Origin of the sequence: Pseudomonas sp. MWU12-2037, assembly GCF_023242345.1 — a bacterium.
Classification (GTDB): domain Bacteria; phylum Pseudomonadota; class Gammaproteobacteria; order Pseudomonadales; family Pseudomonadaceae; genus Aquipseudomonas; species Aquipseudomonas gingeri_D.
Genome location: NZ_JALLIZ010000020.1, coordinates 66,787 through 81,203, shown reverse-complemented (window position 1 = coordinate 81,203; position 14,417 = coordinate 66,787). Strand labels below are relative to the sequence as shown.

Sequence of the window (14,417 nt, the reverse complement as noted above, 5' to 3'; positions counted from 1 at the left end):
GCGTTCGCTTGTCTGAGGCGCGCTATTCTACAACCCTGAAAACCTCTGTCAACCCCCTAAATTGCTTTCAAGACAATGATTTGCAATCTTTTTTCGAACTTCCCTTGTGGGAGAAATCCGAGGGGTGACGTACTGCGGGGCGCACTTTACAAGCCTTTGCCCCTGAGTTCAACGCCCTATCGAAAAAAACCTGCGAAATCGCAATACACTGTGTAGGAGCCGGCTTGCCGACGATGAGGCCAGCAAGCCTTGCATCGACCTTGCGGACGCCATCGCCGGCAAGCCAGCTCCTACAAGGGGATCGCGTTGATCCCAGGTACTCAGGCAAACACGATCTCGTCGTTGACCACCGAGGCCGTCACGCTCGTTCCCGGCAGGAACCGCCCCGACAGGATCAACTGCGCCAACGGGTTCTCGATCCAGCGCTGGATCGCACGCTTGAGCGGCCGCGCGCCATAGACCGGGTCGTAGCCCACCGCGATCAACTTGTCCAAGGCCTCGCTGCTCAGTTCCAGCTTCAGCTCGCGCTCCACCAGGCGACTGCGCAGGCGACCCAACTGGATCTCGGTGATACCGGCGATCTGATCCCGGGCCAAAGGCTCGAAAATCACCACCTCGTCGATCCGGTTGATGAACTCCGGCCGGAAATGCGTACTCACCGCATCCATGACCGCTGCCCGCTGCGCCTCGCGATCCCCCACCAACTCCTGGATCTGCGCCGAGCCCAGGTTGGAGGTCATCACGATCACGGTATTGCGGAAGTCCACCGTACGACCATGGCTATCGGTCAGGCGACCGTCTTCCAGCACTTGCAGCAGGATGTTGAACACATCCGGGTGGGCCTTCTCGACCTCGTCCAGCAGGATCACCGAGTAAGGCTTGCGCCGCACGGCCTCGGTCAGGTAACCGCCTTCCTCATAGCCTACATAGCCCGGTGGTGCCCCGATCAGACGCGCCACGGAGTGTTTCTCCATGAACTCCGACATATCGATACGCACCATGGCCTCTTCGGTATCGAAAAGGAATTCGGCCAAGGCCTTGCACAACTCGGTCTTGCCCACCCCGGTCGGGCCGAGGAACATGAAGGAGCCGCTCGGACGGTTCGGATCGGACAAGCCGGCCCGGGAACGGCGTACCGCGTTGGCCACCGCCACCACCGCCTCGTTCTGGCCGATCACGCGCTGGTGCAGCAGGCTTTCCATCTTCAACAGTTTGTCGCGCTCGCCTTCGAGCATCTTGGACACCGGGATACCGGTCCACTTCGACACCACTTCGGCGATTTCCTCTTCGGTCACCTTGCTGCGCAGCAGCTGGTTCTCGCTCTTGCCGTGCTGGTCGACCATCTGCAGGCTACGCTCCAGATCCGGAATCACGCCATATTGCAGCTCCGCCATACGGTTGAGATCGCCTTTACGGCGTGCCGTTTCCAGTTCCTGGCGCGACTGCTCGATTTTCTGCTGGATCTGCGCCGAGCCCTGCACTTCGGCTTTTTCCGAAGTCCAGACCTCTTCCAGGTCGGCGTACTCGCGTTCCAGGCGGACAATTTCTTCCTGGAGTTTTTCCAGGCGTTTTTTCGCCGCTTCGTCGTCTTCTTTCTTCAGGGCCTGGGATTCGACCTTGAGCTGGATCAGGCGACGCTCCAGACGGTCCAGCACTTCCGGCTTGGAGTCGATCTCCATGCGGATACGGCTGGCGGCCTCGTCGATCAGGTCGATGGCCTTGTCCGGCAACTGGCGGTCGGTGATATAACGATGACTGAGCTTGGCCGCCGCGATAATCGCACCGTCGGTGATCGCCACCTTGTGGTGCACTTCGTAACGCTCTTTCAGGCCACGGAGGATGGCAATGGTGTCCTCCTCGCTCGGCTCGTCCACCAGTACCTTCTGGAAGCGCCGCTCAAGGGCCGCATCCTTCTCTATATATTGGCGATATTCATTGAGCGTGGTCGCCCCGACGCAATGCAGCTCGCCACGGGCCAAGGCCGGCTTGAGCATGTTGCCCGCATCCATCGAGCCTTCGCCCTTGCCGGCGCCGACCATGGTGTGCAGTTCGTCGATAAACAGAATGATCTGCCCTTCCTGCTTCGACAGTTCGTTGAGCAGCGACTTCAGGCGCTCTTCGAACTCGCCGCGGTACTTGGCGCCGGCAATCAGCGCGCCCATGTCCAGGGACAGCAGGCGCTTGCCCTTCAGGCCATCCGGCACCTCGCCATTGATAATGCGCTGGGCCAGGCCCTCGGCAATGGCGGTCTTGCCCACGCCGGGTTCGCCGATCAACACCGGGTTGTTCTTGGTCCGCCGTTGCAGCACCTGGATCGTGCGACGGATCTCGTCGTCACGGCCGATCACTGGGTCGAGCTTGCCTTCTTCGGCACGCTTGGTCAGGTCGACGGTGTACTTGTCCAGGGCCTGGCGCGCGCCCTCGGCGTTGGGGTCATTGACCGCCTCGCCGCCGCGCAGGTTGTTGATGGCATTCTCCAGGGCCTTCTTGCTCACACCCTGGCCGAGCAGCAACTTGCCCAGCTTGCTGTTCTCGTCCATGGCGGCGAGCAGCACCAGCTCGCTGGAAATGAATTGGTCGCCCTTCTGCTGGGCCAGGCGATCGGCCTGGTTGAGCAGGCGCGCCAGATCCTGGGACATGTTCACGTCGCCGGTGGGATTCTGGATTTTCGGCAATTGATCGAGCTCTTTGCTCAATTCCTTGCGCAGGCTGTTGATGTCGAAACCGACCTGCAACAGCAGGGGTTTGATCGAGCCGCCCTGCTGCTCCAGCAGCGCCTGCATCAAGTGCGCAGGCTCGATGGCCGGATGATCGTGGCCGACCGCCAGGGATTGGGCGTCTGACAACGCCAACTGCAATTTGCTGGTTAAACGATCTATACGCATGAGTCACCTTCCTTTGGAGCAGGCCGGAGCAAAGGACGCACCTGAATAAAGAAACCTGCCAGATGCCCAAGTAGATGCGGCCTATTCTGAGAGATTCAAGCGTCACAAGCTTGACGAAGATCAGAAGAGTCTAGTCTTCCAGCCAGATCAGGGAGGCGAAGCGACCGGTACGCGGACTGCGCCGGTAGGAGAAAAAGCGCGGGTCGCTGACCGTACACAGCCCGCCACCATGGACGGCGGTGATTCCGCGGGCGGCCAGACGCAGGCGCGCCAGGGCATAAATATCGGCCATGAAGCGTCCGGCATTGACGCTGGGGACAAAGGCTTCGATTGTTTCAGGATGCGTAGAGAGAAAGGCTTCGCGCACTTCCGCCCCCACTTCGAAGGCCCCGGGACCGATGGCCGGGCCGAGCCAGACGAGGATTTGCGAAGCCGGCACGTCCAGTCGATCGACCGTGGCTTCCAGCACGCCTGCGGCCAACCCGCGCCAACCGGCATGGGCAGCGGCTACGCGGGTGCCGGCACGGTCGCAAAACAACACCGGCAGACAATCGGCGGTCATCGAGGTGCAGGCAATGCCCGGCGTACTCGTCCAACTGCCGTCGGCTTCGACGGTCAGCGTCGGATCGGCCTCGACCACCCCGACACCGTGCACCTGGCGCAGCCAGGCGGGCTGAATAGCAAAGGTATCGGTGAGGCGACGGCGGTTTTCCGTGACGGCAAGGGGATCGTCGTCGACATGATCACCGAGGTTGAGACTGTCGAACGGCGCCAGGCTGACGCCGCCCGCCCGCGTGGTCACGCAGGTCCTGACCCGCGCCGGCGCAGGCCAGTCGGGAATCAGGAAGTCACTCACCCGATGAACGCCTCGCGGTCCTGCTTGAGCAACGTCAACAACCAGACGAAATCGTCCGGCAGTGGCGACTCCCAGCTCATACGCTTACCGCTGGTCGGATGATCCAACTCGAGGAAACGTGCGTGCAGGGCCTGGCGCGGGAAGTTTTTCAGCGACTCGACCATGGTCACGCTGGCCGCCGGCGGAATACGGAAGCGACCGCCGTAGGCAGGATCGCCGACCAACGGGAAGTTGATATGGGCCATGTGCACGCGAATCTGGTGGGTACGACCGGTTTCCAGCTTCACCCGGACATGGGTGTGGGAACGGAAGCGCTCCAGCACGCGGTAGTGACTCACCGCCTGCTTGCCGCCTTCCATCACCGCCATGCGCTGGCGCTGCTGGCCGTGACGACCGATGGGCGCATTGATCTTGCCGCCGGCGGTGACCACGCCGATCACGATGCATTCGTAGATCCGGCTGACGCTGCGGCTCTGCAATTGCGTGACCAGCTGCGTCTGGGCCTGGATGGTCTTGGCGACCACCATCAGACCGGTGGTGTCCTTGTCCAGGCGGTGCACGATGCCCGCGCGCGGCACATTGATAATGTCCGGCACGTGGTGCAGCAAGGCGTTGAGCAAGGTGCCATCGGCGTGACCGGCGGCCGGATGCACCACCAGGCCCGCAGGCTTGTTGATCACAAGGATGTCGTCGTCTTCATAGACGATATCGAGTTCGATGTCTTGGGCGATCCACTCACCCTGAGCTTCCTGCTCGGCAATCAGTTCAAGAACAGCGCCACCATGGACAATGTCTCGTGGGCGGATAACCGCGCCATCCACAGTCAGGCGGCCGTCTTTGATCCAGGCGGAAAGGCGCGAGCGTGAGTGCTCAGCGAAGAGTTGGGCGGCGACTTGATCGAGGCGTTGGCCGCCCAGTTCGGACGGCACCTCTGCGCGAAGTTCAATTTTATCGGACATGCTCGGACTAGGCGTCGGCACAGCCTTTGGTTTCGGCTGCGCGCTTGTGGTTAAATACGGCGTCTTTTGCCCCGAGGCTATCAACGGGGCACTCATCATAACAGGACGGCCCCGCCCAAGACAGCGGCCGTCATAGGGACGCAAGCCGCCATGCAAGTGAGACACCTGCTGCTGATCGCCATCCTCGCACTGACTGCTGCTTGCTCGTCGAAGGAAGTCGTCGACGAAAACTTGAGCGAAGTCGAGCTGTACCAGCAGGCGCAGGCCGACCTGGACAACCACAGCTATACCAGCGCCACCGCCAAGCTCAAGGCTCTGGAGTCGCGTTATCCGTTCGGTCGCTACGCCGACCAGGCCCAGCTCGAACTGATCTATGCCAACTACAAGAATGGCGAACCTGAGGCTGCCAAGTCGGCCGCCGAGCGTTTCATTCGCCTGCACCCGCAACATCCGAACGTGGACTACGCCTACTACCTCAAGGGCCTGACCTCGTTCGACCAGGACGTCGGCCTGCTGTCGCGCTTCCTGCCGCTGGACATGACCAAGCGTGACCCGGGCGCGGCCCGTGACTCCTACAACGAGTTCGCCCAGCTCACCAGCCGCTATCCGAACAGCCGCTACGCGCCGGACGCCAAGCAGCGCATGATCTACCTGCGCAACCTGCTGGCGGCCTACGAGATCCACGTGGCCGACTACTACCTGACCCGTCAGGCCTATGTCGCCGCCGCCAACCGCGGTCGTTATGTCGTGGAAAACTTCCAGGAAACCCCTTCGGTCGGTGACGGCCTGGCGGTGATGGTCGAGTCGTACCAGCGTCTGCACCTGGACGAACTGGCGGCTTCGAGCCTCGAAGTGCTGAAAACCAACTACCCGAACCATCCGACGCTGGTGGACGGTCAGTTCGTGCCACGGGTGGCCGAGGCGGACAACCGTTCGTGGATGAGCAAGGTCACCCTGGGCCTGATCGAATCCCGTCCACCGCTGCCGCCGGGCGAAACCCGCGCCAACCAGGACGTGGTCAAACAGTTCCAGGACGCCAAGGATTCGATTCCGTCGGACCTGAAGCCGGAAGGCGGCGATGCGGCCCAGGAAGAGCAACACGAGGCCGAAGGCAGCAAAGGCAGCAGCAACCGCTCCTGGTTCAGCTACATGACCTTCGGCGTGTTCGACTGAGTCACAGCCCCGTGTAGGAGCCGGCTTGCCGGCGATGGCGGCAGCCCATTCAGCGCCGCACTCTTCCCCTACCCGCCGCCGGCGTAAGAAAAGAGCCTTTCGAGGCTCTTTTTTTTGCCTTCGCCACGCCCCCCATCAAATGCGCTGTGCGCCCGGCATGTCCTTGGCTAAACTGCCGGATCATTTGCCAATAAGCGGGTTGCCATGGTTCGCCTACTGTTCTGGATTGCACTGATTGCGGCCGCCGTGTGGTTCTGGCGTAAATTCAATCGGCCCACCGCCCCCAACCGCCCGGCAGACACACTGGAAGCCGCGCCCATGGTCCGTTGCGCCCATTGCGGCGTGCACCTGCCCCGTGACCGCGCCCTGAGCGTGCAACAGGACTGGTATTGCAGCCAGGCCCACCTCGAGCAAGGCCCGGGCCCTCGTGAGCGCTGAGACCTTCAGTCTCGGCGGCGCCCAGGCCCAGCGCCTGCTACGGCTTTATCATCTCTACCGTCTGAGCATCGGTATCGCCCTGGTTTTGCTGATCTCCAGCAAGATGGACGACAAACTGCTGGAGCTGGCCGACGGCGAACTGTTCCGCACCGGTAGCTGGATCTACCTGATCCTGAATATCCTGGTGGTGGCCCTGCTGGAAAACCCCAGGCGCCAGGGCCAGGTCTTTATCCTGGCACTGGCGGATGCGGTGATGCTGTCCGGCCTGTTCTATGCCGCCGGCGGCGCACCGAGCGGCATCGGCAACCTGCTGATCGCCTCCGTGGCCATCAGCAACGTACTGCTGCGCGGCCGCATCGGCCTGCTGATCGCCGCCGTCTCGGCCATCGGCATCATTTACCTGACCTTCTACCTGAGCTTCAGCCGCCCGGCCGCCGCCGGCTATTACGTGCAGGCCGGTTTGCTGGGCATCTTGTGCTTCGCTGCCGCGGTTCTGGTCCAGGGCCTGACCCGGTTGCTGGCGGTGAGTGAAAACCTCGCCGAACAACGCGCCAGCGACGTCACCAATCTGGAAGAGCTCAACGCCCTGATCCTGCAGCGCATGCGCACCGGCATCCTGGTGCTTGACGAACAACACCGGGTGCAGCTCGCCAACCAGGGGGCGCTGACGCTGATGGGGGAGCAGGACCTGAACGGTCATGTGCTCGACGCCTATTCCCTGGAATTGGTCGAGCGCCTGCAAGTCTGGCAACGCAATCCGATACTGCGCCCGCAAAGCCTGAAGATCCTCGGCGCCGGTCCGATCCTGCAGCCCAGCTTTATCGCGCTCAAGCGCGGCGAGCACACCCAGACACTGGTCTTCCTCGAAGACTTGTCGCAGATCGCCCAGCAGGCCCAGCAGCTCAAGCTCGCGGCCCTCGGGCGCCTGACCGCCGGGATTGCCCATGAGATCCGTAACCCATTGGGCGCCATCAGCCACGCCGCCCAACTGCTACAGGAGTCGGAGCAGATGCCGGAGGCGGACCGCCGTCTCACGCAGATCATCCAGGACCAGTCCAAACGCATGAACCTGGTGATCGAGAACGTGCTCCAGCTGTCCCGGCGGCGCCAGACGCAAGCGCAACTGCTCGACCTCAATAAGTGGCTGCAGGCCTTTGTCAACGAATGGCGCGAGCGTTCCCGGCCCAAACAGTGCCTGCACCTGCAGATCGACGACGCGTCCCTGCAGACCCGCGCCGATCCGCTGCAACTGACCCAGGTGCTGAACAACCTGCTGGAAAACGGCCTGCGCTACAGCGCCCAGTTGCATGAACTGGCGCAGGTCTGGCTGACCTTGGCAGTGGACCCGAACAACGGGCTGCCGACCCTGGAAGTCCTGGATAACGGCCCCGGCGTCGCCGCCGAGCAACGCCAGCACCTGTTCGAACCGTTCTTCACCACCGAGAGCCAGGGCACCGGCCTTGGCCTCTACCTGTCCCGCGAGCTATGCGAAAGCAACCAGGCGCGCCTAGACTACTCGGTACGCCAAGGCGGCAGTTGCTTTCGCATCACCTTCGCTCACGCACGTAAACAGAGTTGAACATGAGCCCACGGCAGAAGATCCTGATCGTCGACGATGAACCGGATATCCGCGAACTCCTGGAAATAACCCTGGGCCGGATGAAACTCGACACCAGCAGCGCGCGCAATGTGGCGCAAGCCCGGGAAAAGCTGGCCCAGGAAAATTTCGACCTGTGCCTGACCGACATGCGCCTGCCGGACGGCACCGGCCTTGAGTTGGTGCAGCATATCCAGCAACGTTATCCCCAACTGCCGGTGGCGATGATCACCGCCTATGGCAGCCTTGACACCGCGATCAACGCCCTGAAGTCCGGCGCCTTCGATTTCCTGACCAAGCCGGTGGACCTGGCCCGCCTGCGGGAACTGGTCGCCAGCGCCCTGCGTTTGCCCACCAGCGGTGGCAAGGCGCCGTCCATCGACAGCCGGCTGCTGGGGGATTCACTGCCCATGCGCGCCCTGCGCAAGCAGATCGACAAACTGGCCCGCAGCCAGGCGCCGGTGTATATCAGCGGCGAGTCGGGCAGCGGCAAGGAGCTGGTGGCGCGGCTGATCCATGAACAGGGGCCACGTGCCGAACGGCCGTTCGTACCGGTGAACTGTGGGGCGATTCCGGCCGAGCTGATGGAAAGCGAGTTTTTCGGCCATCGCAAAGGCAGTTTTACCGGCGCGGTGGAGGACAAACCGGGGCTGTTCCAGGCGGCCAATGGCGGCACGCTGTTTCTCGATGAAGTCGCCGATTTGCCGCTGGCGATGCAGGTCAAGCTGCTGCGCGCCATCCAGGAAAAGGCCGTGCGCAGTGTCGGCGGCCAGCAGGAGGAAATCGTCGATGTGCGCATCCTCTGCGCCACCCACAAGGACCTGAACGCCGAAGTCAGTGCCGAGCGTTTTCGTCAGGACCTCTACTATCGATTGAATGTCATTGAGTTACGGGTGCCATCCTTGCGTGAGCGCCGCGACGATATCGAGCCCCTGGCCACCAATGTCCTCAATCGACTGGCCTCGGGTAGCGGCATGCCGGCGGCTCGCTTGCATCCGCTGGCGCTGGATACGCTCAAGGGCTACCGCTTTCCCGGCAACGTGCGGGAATTGGAAAACATGCTCGAGCGGGCCTACACCCTGTGTGAAAACGAACAGATCGAAGCCGGCGACCTGCGTCTGGCCGAGGGTGGCGGGAGCACCATGCAAGTCGGCGAACCGAGCCTGGCGCAGATCGACAATCTGGAAGATTACCTGGAGAGCATCGAGCGCAAGCTTATTCTCCAGGCCCTGGAGGAAACCCGCTGGAACCGCACGGCGGCGGCCCAGCGCTTGAACCTGTCGTTTCGTTCGATGCGCTATCGGCTCAAGAAGCTCGGGCTGGATTAAGCCTCAGATCCGGCCCTCGGGCGCATAAGGCGCCGGATCGATGATCGGCTCGCGTCCCAGCAACAGATCGGCAAACATCTGGCAGGACGCCGGCGCCAGCACCAGTCCGTTGCGATAATGCCCGCAGTTCAGCCATAGCCCCTCGAACCCCGGCACCCGGCCGATATAGGGAATCCCCTCGGGCGAGCCCGGGCGCAATCCCGCCCAATGCCCGACCACCTCAGCCTGCGCCAACGCCGGAATCAACTCGACCGCCGAGGCCTTGAGGCTTTCCAGCGCCGACAGCGTCGGCGTCTTGTCGAAGCCTTCATGCTCCAGCGTGCTGCCCACCAGGATATGCCCGTCACGCCGGGGAATCGCATAACGGCCTTTCGCCAGGACCATGCTCGAGAGAAAATCCGCCGCGCATTTGTAGAGGATCATCTGGCCCTTGACCGGCTCGACCGGCAGCGCCAGCCCCAAACTGCCCAAGAGTTCGCCGCTCCAGGCACCCGCCGAGAGCACGACCTGATCGGCACGCAGCTCACCCGTGGCCGTGCGTACGCCGACCACGCGCTCGCCTTCACGGAGAAACCCGGCGACTTCGCACTGCTCGCGAATCGTCACATTGGGCAAGGCCTGCAAGGCCGCCTTGAGGGATTTCACCAGGCGCGGATTGCGCACATTGGCGACATCGGCCATGTAGATGGCCCGGGAATAACCGTCGCCCATCACCGGCACCGCATCGTGAACCGCCGAGATATCCACCGCGCTCAGGGGACGCTGCTCACGTTCGGCCCAGGCCAGGGCCTCGGCTTCGTCGTCCAGGTCGAGCCAGTACAGGCCGGTGGTGTGAACCTCGGGATCGACACCAGTGGCGGCGAACAAGCGCTCGCCCAGTTGTGGATAGAAGTCCTGGGACCAATGGGCCAGGGCCGTGACCGCGGGACTGTAGCGCCAAGGGTACAGCGGAGAAACGATACCGCCGCCGGCCCAGGAAGACTCCTGGCCAAGGCCGGAACGGTCCAGCAGCGTCACTTGCCCGACCTCGGCGGCCAGATTGAAAGCAGTCAGCAAGCCAATCACACCGCCGCCGATGATTACCACGTGTTGTTGCCCGGCCATCTCATCATCCAACCAGAAAAGGAAACAGGCGCCAGGGTGCGCCCATAAAAGCCTCAACGTCCCCAGCAGTCCTTGGTCGTTGCGCCCACGGAGCCAGGATTGCCCCTCGCGCCGGTATTGTCGAGGGTGTAATTGCCGCACATGTCGCCCACCATCATCGACCCCGTGCTCGGCGTGGCCGTCAGTGTGAAAGTCGTGGCCGTGGAGGCGACCGAGATGGTGTAGTAGCTATTACCCGCGCTCAGGCCAGTCGCGTTGAGATAGGTCGCGTTCCTGGTGTAGAACCGCTCCAGTGTCTGCGCCTGCTCGGAAATCAGCTCGGCGATTTCATAGCGATGGGTCCTTTGCATATATGCGATGTAGTTGGGATAAGCCACGGCAGCCAGGATGCCGACAACCGCCACGACGATCATCAGTTCGATCAGGGTGAAACCGCTACTGCTTCTACGCATTGAATCCCTCACTGTAATTGACGCCACATGATACGACGGTTGTTCACACCACCGAGCTCCAACGGACCACCTGGCCCGCCCGGCCCACCCGGTAGCCCCATCAACATTTGTGAACCATCGGAATTACTCATTAGCCCGGCCAGGTTCGGTACCCCACCAACGAAGTTCATCCCACTGATAATCTGGTCGCTGGCGTTGACCTTGCGGTCGCCATTGGTGTCCAGCACCGGGTAGGTCAACATCGCCCCGGTGACGGCGTCGACATCCATGAAGCGCCCCGACCCCGCACTTGAACAGGGGTCAGTGGTATCGACAATCGCCGTGGTGAAAAACAGCCGGCCAAAACTCAGCACCGCCGGATAGATCACCCGCTCCCCGGTCAGCACGCTGTTGATCACCAGGGAGAAGTAGAAACCTTTCTTGGTGGTGTAGTCGACGGTGTTCTGGCTTGAGGTGAAATTCACACTGCCGGCGGCGGGCGCATTGATGGTCTGCGCCACCAGGCTGCTTTCCGTGATGCTGGCGGTGGCGCCATCGTTGTCGAGCACCGCATAGAACGCCTGGCGTGCTGTGCTGGTCTTGTCCGCCGTCTCGCTGAGCTTACCGGTGCCGAAATAGACCAGCTTGCCCTGTCCTGGCAGATTGCCAATCACCGGCTGAGCCGTAATCGGCTGCGCCGAGCCGCCCGAGGCGGTGAACAGCGGCGCCCCCGAGAAAGCGACTTTCCAGCTGGCCGGGGACAAAGCGGTCAGATCGAACTTCCACATCTGCCCCTTGAGATCGCCGCCGTAGGCATACAGCACCTGGCTTTGCGCATTGACACGCAGCTTCACCGAACTCAAGCCATTGTTGCCCGTGGTATCGACAGGAATCTCGGTGATCACCGAACCATCTTTCATATCGAGTACCAGCAGCGAAGCCACCCCGTTGAAACTGCCGTAGCCATTGCCGATGAACGCCGCCCAGCGACCGTCCTGCAAGCGCGCCACCTCCGGCTTGGCGTAGGCATACCCCAGGTTGTTGTACTTGTTGCCGGTGGTGGAGACATCCGGGGCCTTCACATCCCACAAGGCACTGATCGTGTTACCGGCCGAAGCGTCGTACAGCTGAATCGCGTAGAAGGCCTTGCCGCCCGCTCCCACACCGCCCACAGCAATGGTCTTCCAAGTGGTACCGGGCTTGGCGTCCACCACTGAGATCTGGCCGTCGGCGAGGAATTTGTGCGTGGTGCCATTGATGTAGGCCGGGTCAGCCACGTAATGCAGGTTAGTCAGGACACTGGAGGGCATGTAGGCATAGAGACGACTGCCCGTGGTCGGATTGATAACATTGAAAAAGCCATCGTTGGCGTTCACCACCAGGCGCGGACTCATCCCGGTCGAGGAGGACTTGCCGTCCAGGTAAGCGGTATAGCTGGTATCCCCGGTGAGATCGGACGCCGTATGGTCGGTGGGTGACGCATAGACCAGACGCGAATTGACGATATCGCCAAGGAGTACGGTACGGGTCTTCAGGCCGGTCTTGTTGACCCCCATGCTCCATTGCACCAGGTCACTGCCGCTGATCCCCGTGGGCAGGCTGGCGCTCAGGGCGGTCTGCTGGGTGGTGGCGAAGTTGGCGTATGCCAGGGTGATCGCCAGGTTCGTGCCGGTATTCCAGGACTGGAAGGTCGCTGTGTTGGTGCTCCCGGGAATAATGGTGGTATCGGTGCTCCAGTTCGCATTGGTGTTGAGCGACCCGTCAGTGCCAAATCCAAAGGCCTTGATGGTCCCGCGCCAGTCGGTCGGATCGTACTGGGAGGTGTAGTAAAGCGAGCCGGTGTTAAAGCTCGACGAACTCGTGGCACCGCCACCACCGGATCCCGCCTTGGACGTAATGTCGTTCAGGGCTGCCGACAACGCAGCGTTGAGGCCGGCGCTGTCAGTGGCCTGATAGTAAATGCCGTGACCATAGGTCGCCGTATCCGCGAGCATCTGATTGGCGGCCGTAAACCCCACGGCGTAGGTGAACATGTTCTGCTTGGGGAAATCGCTCGCATCCCAGCTCTTGCCCGCAGCGTCGTTGCCGGCGGAGCGCATGTCGATGTCATAGGCGAACTTGGCGATGTCGTCGAGAAACAGCGAGTCGCCCTCATTGTCCCCGCCCAGCGGATTGTTGCCGTCATTGTTGATACCGTCCCAGTTCGGAAGATTCGATCCACCCAATGGGTCATTGCTGGGAAAGGTCCGGTCATAGGTCGGAAAGCCGTCGGTGATCACCACACCGTAGTTTTTCTGGCAACGGTACTGGATCGGGCTGGTGTAGGTGGTCGGCGAAGAGTTGTAGTAGGGCGCCATGCCACGAAAATAACGGGTGATCTCGTAATAGGTTTCAGCCAGCGGCGTGTTGGCGATGGCCGCCAGGCCGCTGATGGAAGTCAGCAGTGCGTTGTAGTTGGCATCCGCCTGGGTCTGGGTGGTCGAACTGGTCACCGACAGGTCGCTGATGGCCCGGGCAATATAGCCACCGGGCCCGGGATCGCGACTGTTAGGCGGGTTGAAGGTCGCCAGGCCGATACGCAGGTTGCGGTTGCTGGTCACCAGTGCCGAAGACACATTACGCGCCACGTTGACCCGGTAATCATTGGGGATCGAACCGTCGGTATAGTCCTTGGTCGTACCCGTCATCTGGGTGATCAGGTAGGCCAGGTATTTGTTGGCGATGCGTGTATTGCCGCCGCCCACCGGGTCGGGCAGCTTGAGGCAGTAGACCGTGTTGCTGGTGCCGATCTTGAACCCGTCGTAGTTCGACGCGCAGGGCCCCGGGTAGAAGCTGCTGATGAACTGGTTGTCACTGGTCATGTCCAGTGTGGTCACACTGTTGCAGTTGGAGTACGAGTAGCAGTTGTAGACCTGTGCACGGGTCACGGTCGGGTCATAGCCTGTCGGCCAGATCAGGTTGTTCATACTGCCGGAGTCGTCCACCAGCAACATCACGTTCGGCGGCACCGAGCCGGCGCTCAACAACGGCGAGTCGGAGGGCGTGAAAGCATAGACCGGAGCGCTGAGGTACAACCCGAGAAGCCCCCCGGCCAGCCAGGGCATCAGCTTCGAGCGCAGGCGATCCAGGCGCTTACTTCTTGACATAGATGCTCTCCAGCACGGTTTTCGAGGTGCCTTGCACACCCACGCCGGTAATTCGATAGAGGGTCCAGGGCAGGCTGTCTTCCATTCCCGCCAGGTTCATGTTCACCGGGTCCTTGGTGGTACCCAGCTTCTGGATGCCATAGAAACCGCTGTTGCTTGTGACCCAGGTCACCCCGGAAGTAGTGTTCAGTCCTGCAACCAGAGGCGTGTTCGGGTCCACCGCCTCGGCCGGCGGCGCGCATTTCGTCGTGTTCGGGCACACGGGCAAGCTGTAGGCCTGGGCCTGTACCACGGTTTCCCCGGCCCGCAGGGCCGTTTCGGCGAACTGGAAGGACTCGTTGCGCAACTTGACGCTACCGGCCATCTTTTCCTGCAGGTTGGCGTTCTGCATCGACGAGATACCGATCAGGGTCAGCAGCAGCAGGAACACCAGGCTGACCAGCAGGGCCATGCCGCGCTGCTTGCCCGAACTGCGAACAGAGTAGTGATTCATCGACATC

11 protein-coding genes are annotated in these 14,417 nt (G+C 61.9%); 4 read left to right on the top strand and 7 right to left on the bottom strand.

Translation table 11 applies throughout. From position 1 onward, the window contains the following. Nucleotides 1-320: 320 nt before the first annotated feature. The 3 genes from clpB to rluD all read right to left on the bottom strand — a co-directional run bounded on the left by clpB (nt 321) and on the right by rluD (nt 4,700). Nucleotides 321-2,885 (bottom strand): ATP-dependent chaperone ClpB, encoded by a 2,565-nt coding sequence (clpB, locus tag M5B42_RS26805; RefSeq protein WP_152742072.1) that lies wholly within the window; start codon nt 2,883-2,885, stop codon nt 321-323. Nucleotides 2,886-3,015: 130 nt separating this feature from the next. Beyond that, complete coding sequence (pgeF, locus tag M5B42_RS26800; protein WP_248747497.1) at nt 3,016-3,741, bottom strand: peptidoglycan editing factor PgeF; 726 nt, start codon at nt 3,739-3,741, stop codon at nt 3,016-3,018. Beyond that, nucleotides 3,738-4,700, bottom strand: coding sequence for a 23S rRNA pseudouridine(1911/1915/1917) synthase RluD (gene rluD, locus M5B42_RS26795; protein WP_103498791.1), 963 nt, complete (start codon nt 4,698-4,700; stop codon nt 3,738-3,740). The genes pgeF and rluD overlap by 4 nt, the downstream gene beginning before the upstream one ends. 150 nt (nt 4,701-4,850) lie before the next feature. Here rluD and M5B42_RS26790 point away from each other — a divergent pair, with 150 nt between their 5' ends. The 4 genes from M5B42_RS26790 (at nt 4,851) to M5B42_RS26775 (ending at nt 9,236) form a co-directional block, all read left to right on the top strand. After that, the gene (locus M5B42_RS26790; RefSeq protein ID WP_103498792.1) at nt 4,851-5,873 is read left to right on the top strand and encodes an outer membrane protein assembly factor BamD; all 1,023 of its coding nucleotides are present in this window, start codon (nt 4,851-4,853) and stop codon (nt 5,871-5,873) included. A gap of 204 nt (nt 5,874-6,077) precedes the next feature. Then, complete coding sequence (locus M5B42_RS26785; RefSeq protein WP_103498793.1) at nt 6,078-6,311, top strand: PP0621 family protein; 234 nt, start codon at nt 6,078-6,080, stop codon at nt 6,309-6,311. Further along, complete coding sequence (locus tag M5B42_RS26780) at nt 6,301-7,890, top strand: ATP-binding protein (protein ID WP_248747496.1); 1,590 nt, start codon at nt 6,301-6,303, stop codon at nt 7,888-7,890. The genes M5B42_RS26785 and M5B42_RS26780 overlap by 11 nt, the downstream gene beginning before the upstream one ends. 2 nt (nt 7,891-7,892) lie before the next feature. After that, the gene (locus tag M5B42_RS26775; protein ID WP_103498795.1) at nt 7,893-9,236 is read left to right on the top strand and encodes a sigma-54 dependent transcriptional regulator; all 1,344 of its coding nucleotides are present in this window, start codon (nt 7,893-7,895) and stop codon (nt 9,234-9,236) included. 3 nt (nt 9,237-9,239) lie between these two features. Here the strand turns inward: M5B42_RS26775 and thiO are convergent, their stop codons facing one another. The 4 genes from thiO to M5B42_RS26755 are packed head-to-tail and all read right to left on the bottom strand — an operon-like array spanning nt 9,240 to nt 14,416. Beyond that, nucleotides 9,240-10,340: a glycine oxidase ThiO gene (gene thiO, locus M5B42_RS26770; RefSeq protein ID WP_248747495.1), complete on the bottom strand. Its 1,101-nt coding sequence runs from the start codon at nt 10,338-10,340 to the stop codon at nt 9,240-9,242. Between the two features lie 53 nt (nt 10,341-10,393). Next, complete coding sequence (locus tag M5B42_RS26765; protein ID WP_248747494.1) at nt 10,394-10,792, bottom strand: type IV pilin protein; 399 nt, start codon at nt 10,790-10,792, stop codon at nt 10,394-10,396. Nucleotides 10,793-10,800: 8 nt separating this feature from the next. Continuing rightward, entirely contained in the window at nt 10,801-13,917 is a 3,117-nt protein-coding gene (locus tag M5B42_RS26760) for a PilC/PilY family type IV pilus protein (protein ID WP_248747493.1), read from the bottom strand. After that, entirely contained in the window at nt 13,904-14,416 is a 513-nt protein-coding gene (locus tag M5B42_RS26755; RefSeq protein WP_248747492.1) for a PilX N-terminal domain-containing pilus assembly protein, read from the bottom strand. The genes M5B42_RS26760 and M5B42_RS26755 overlap by 14 nt, the downstream gene beginning before the upstream one ends. Nucleotide 14,417 lies beyond the last annotated feature (1 nt).

Coding starts and splice junctions, on each gene's coding strand:
- clpB (WP_152742072.1), bottom strand. CDS start 2,885: ATGCGTATAGATCGTTTAACCAGCAAATTGCAGTTGGCGTTGTCAGAC.
- thiO (WP_248747495.1), bottom strand. CDS start 10,340: ATGGCCGGGCAACAACACGTGGTAATCATCGGCGGCGGTGTGATTGGC.
- rluD (WP_103498791.1), bottom strand. CDS start 4,700: ATGTCCGATAAAATTGAACTTCGCGCAGAGGTGCCGTCCGAACTGGGC.
- M5B42_RS26775 (WP_103498795.1), top strand. CDS start 7,893: ATGAGCCCACGGCAGAAGATCCTGATCGTCGACGATGAACCGGATATC.
- M5B42_RS26785 (WP_103498793.1), top strand. CDS start 6,078: ATGGTTCGCCTACTGTTCTGGATTGCACTGATTGCGGCCGCCGTGTGG.
- M5B42_RS26765 (WP_248747494.1), bottom strand. CDS start 10,792: ATGCGTAGAAGCAGTAGCGGTTTCACCCTGATCGAACTGATGATCGTC.
- M5B42_RS26755 (WP_248747492.1), bottom strand. CDS start 14,416: ATGTCGATGAATCACTACTCTGTTCGCAGTTCGGGCAAGCAGCGCGGC.
- M5B42_RS26760 (WP_248747493.1), bottom strand. CDS start 13,917: ATGTCAAGAAGTAAGCGCCTGGATCGCCTGCGCTCGAAGCTGATGCCC.
- M5B42_RS26790 (WP_103498792.1), top strand. CDS start 4,851: ATGCAAGTGAGACACCTGCTGCTGATCGCCATCCTCGCACTGACTGCT.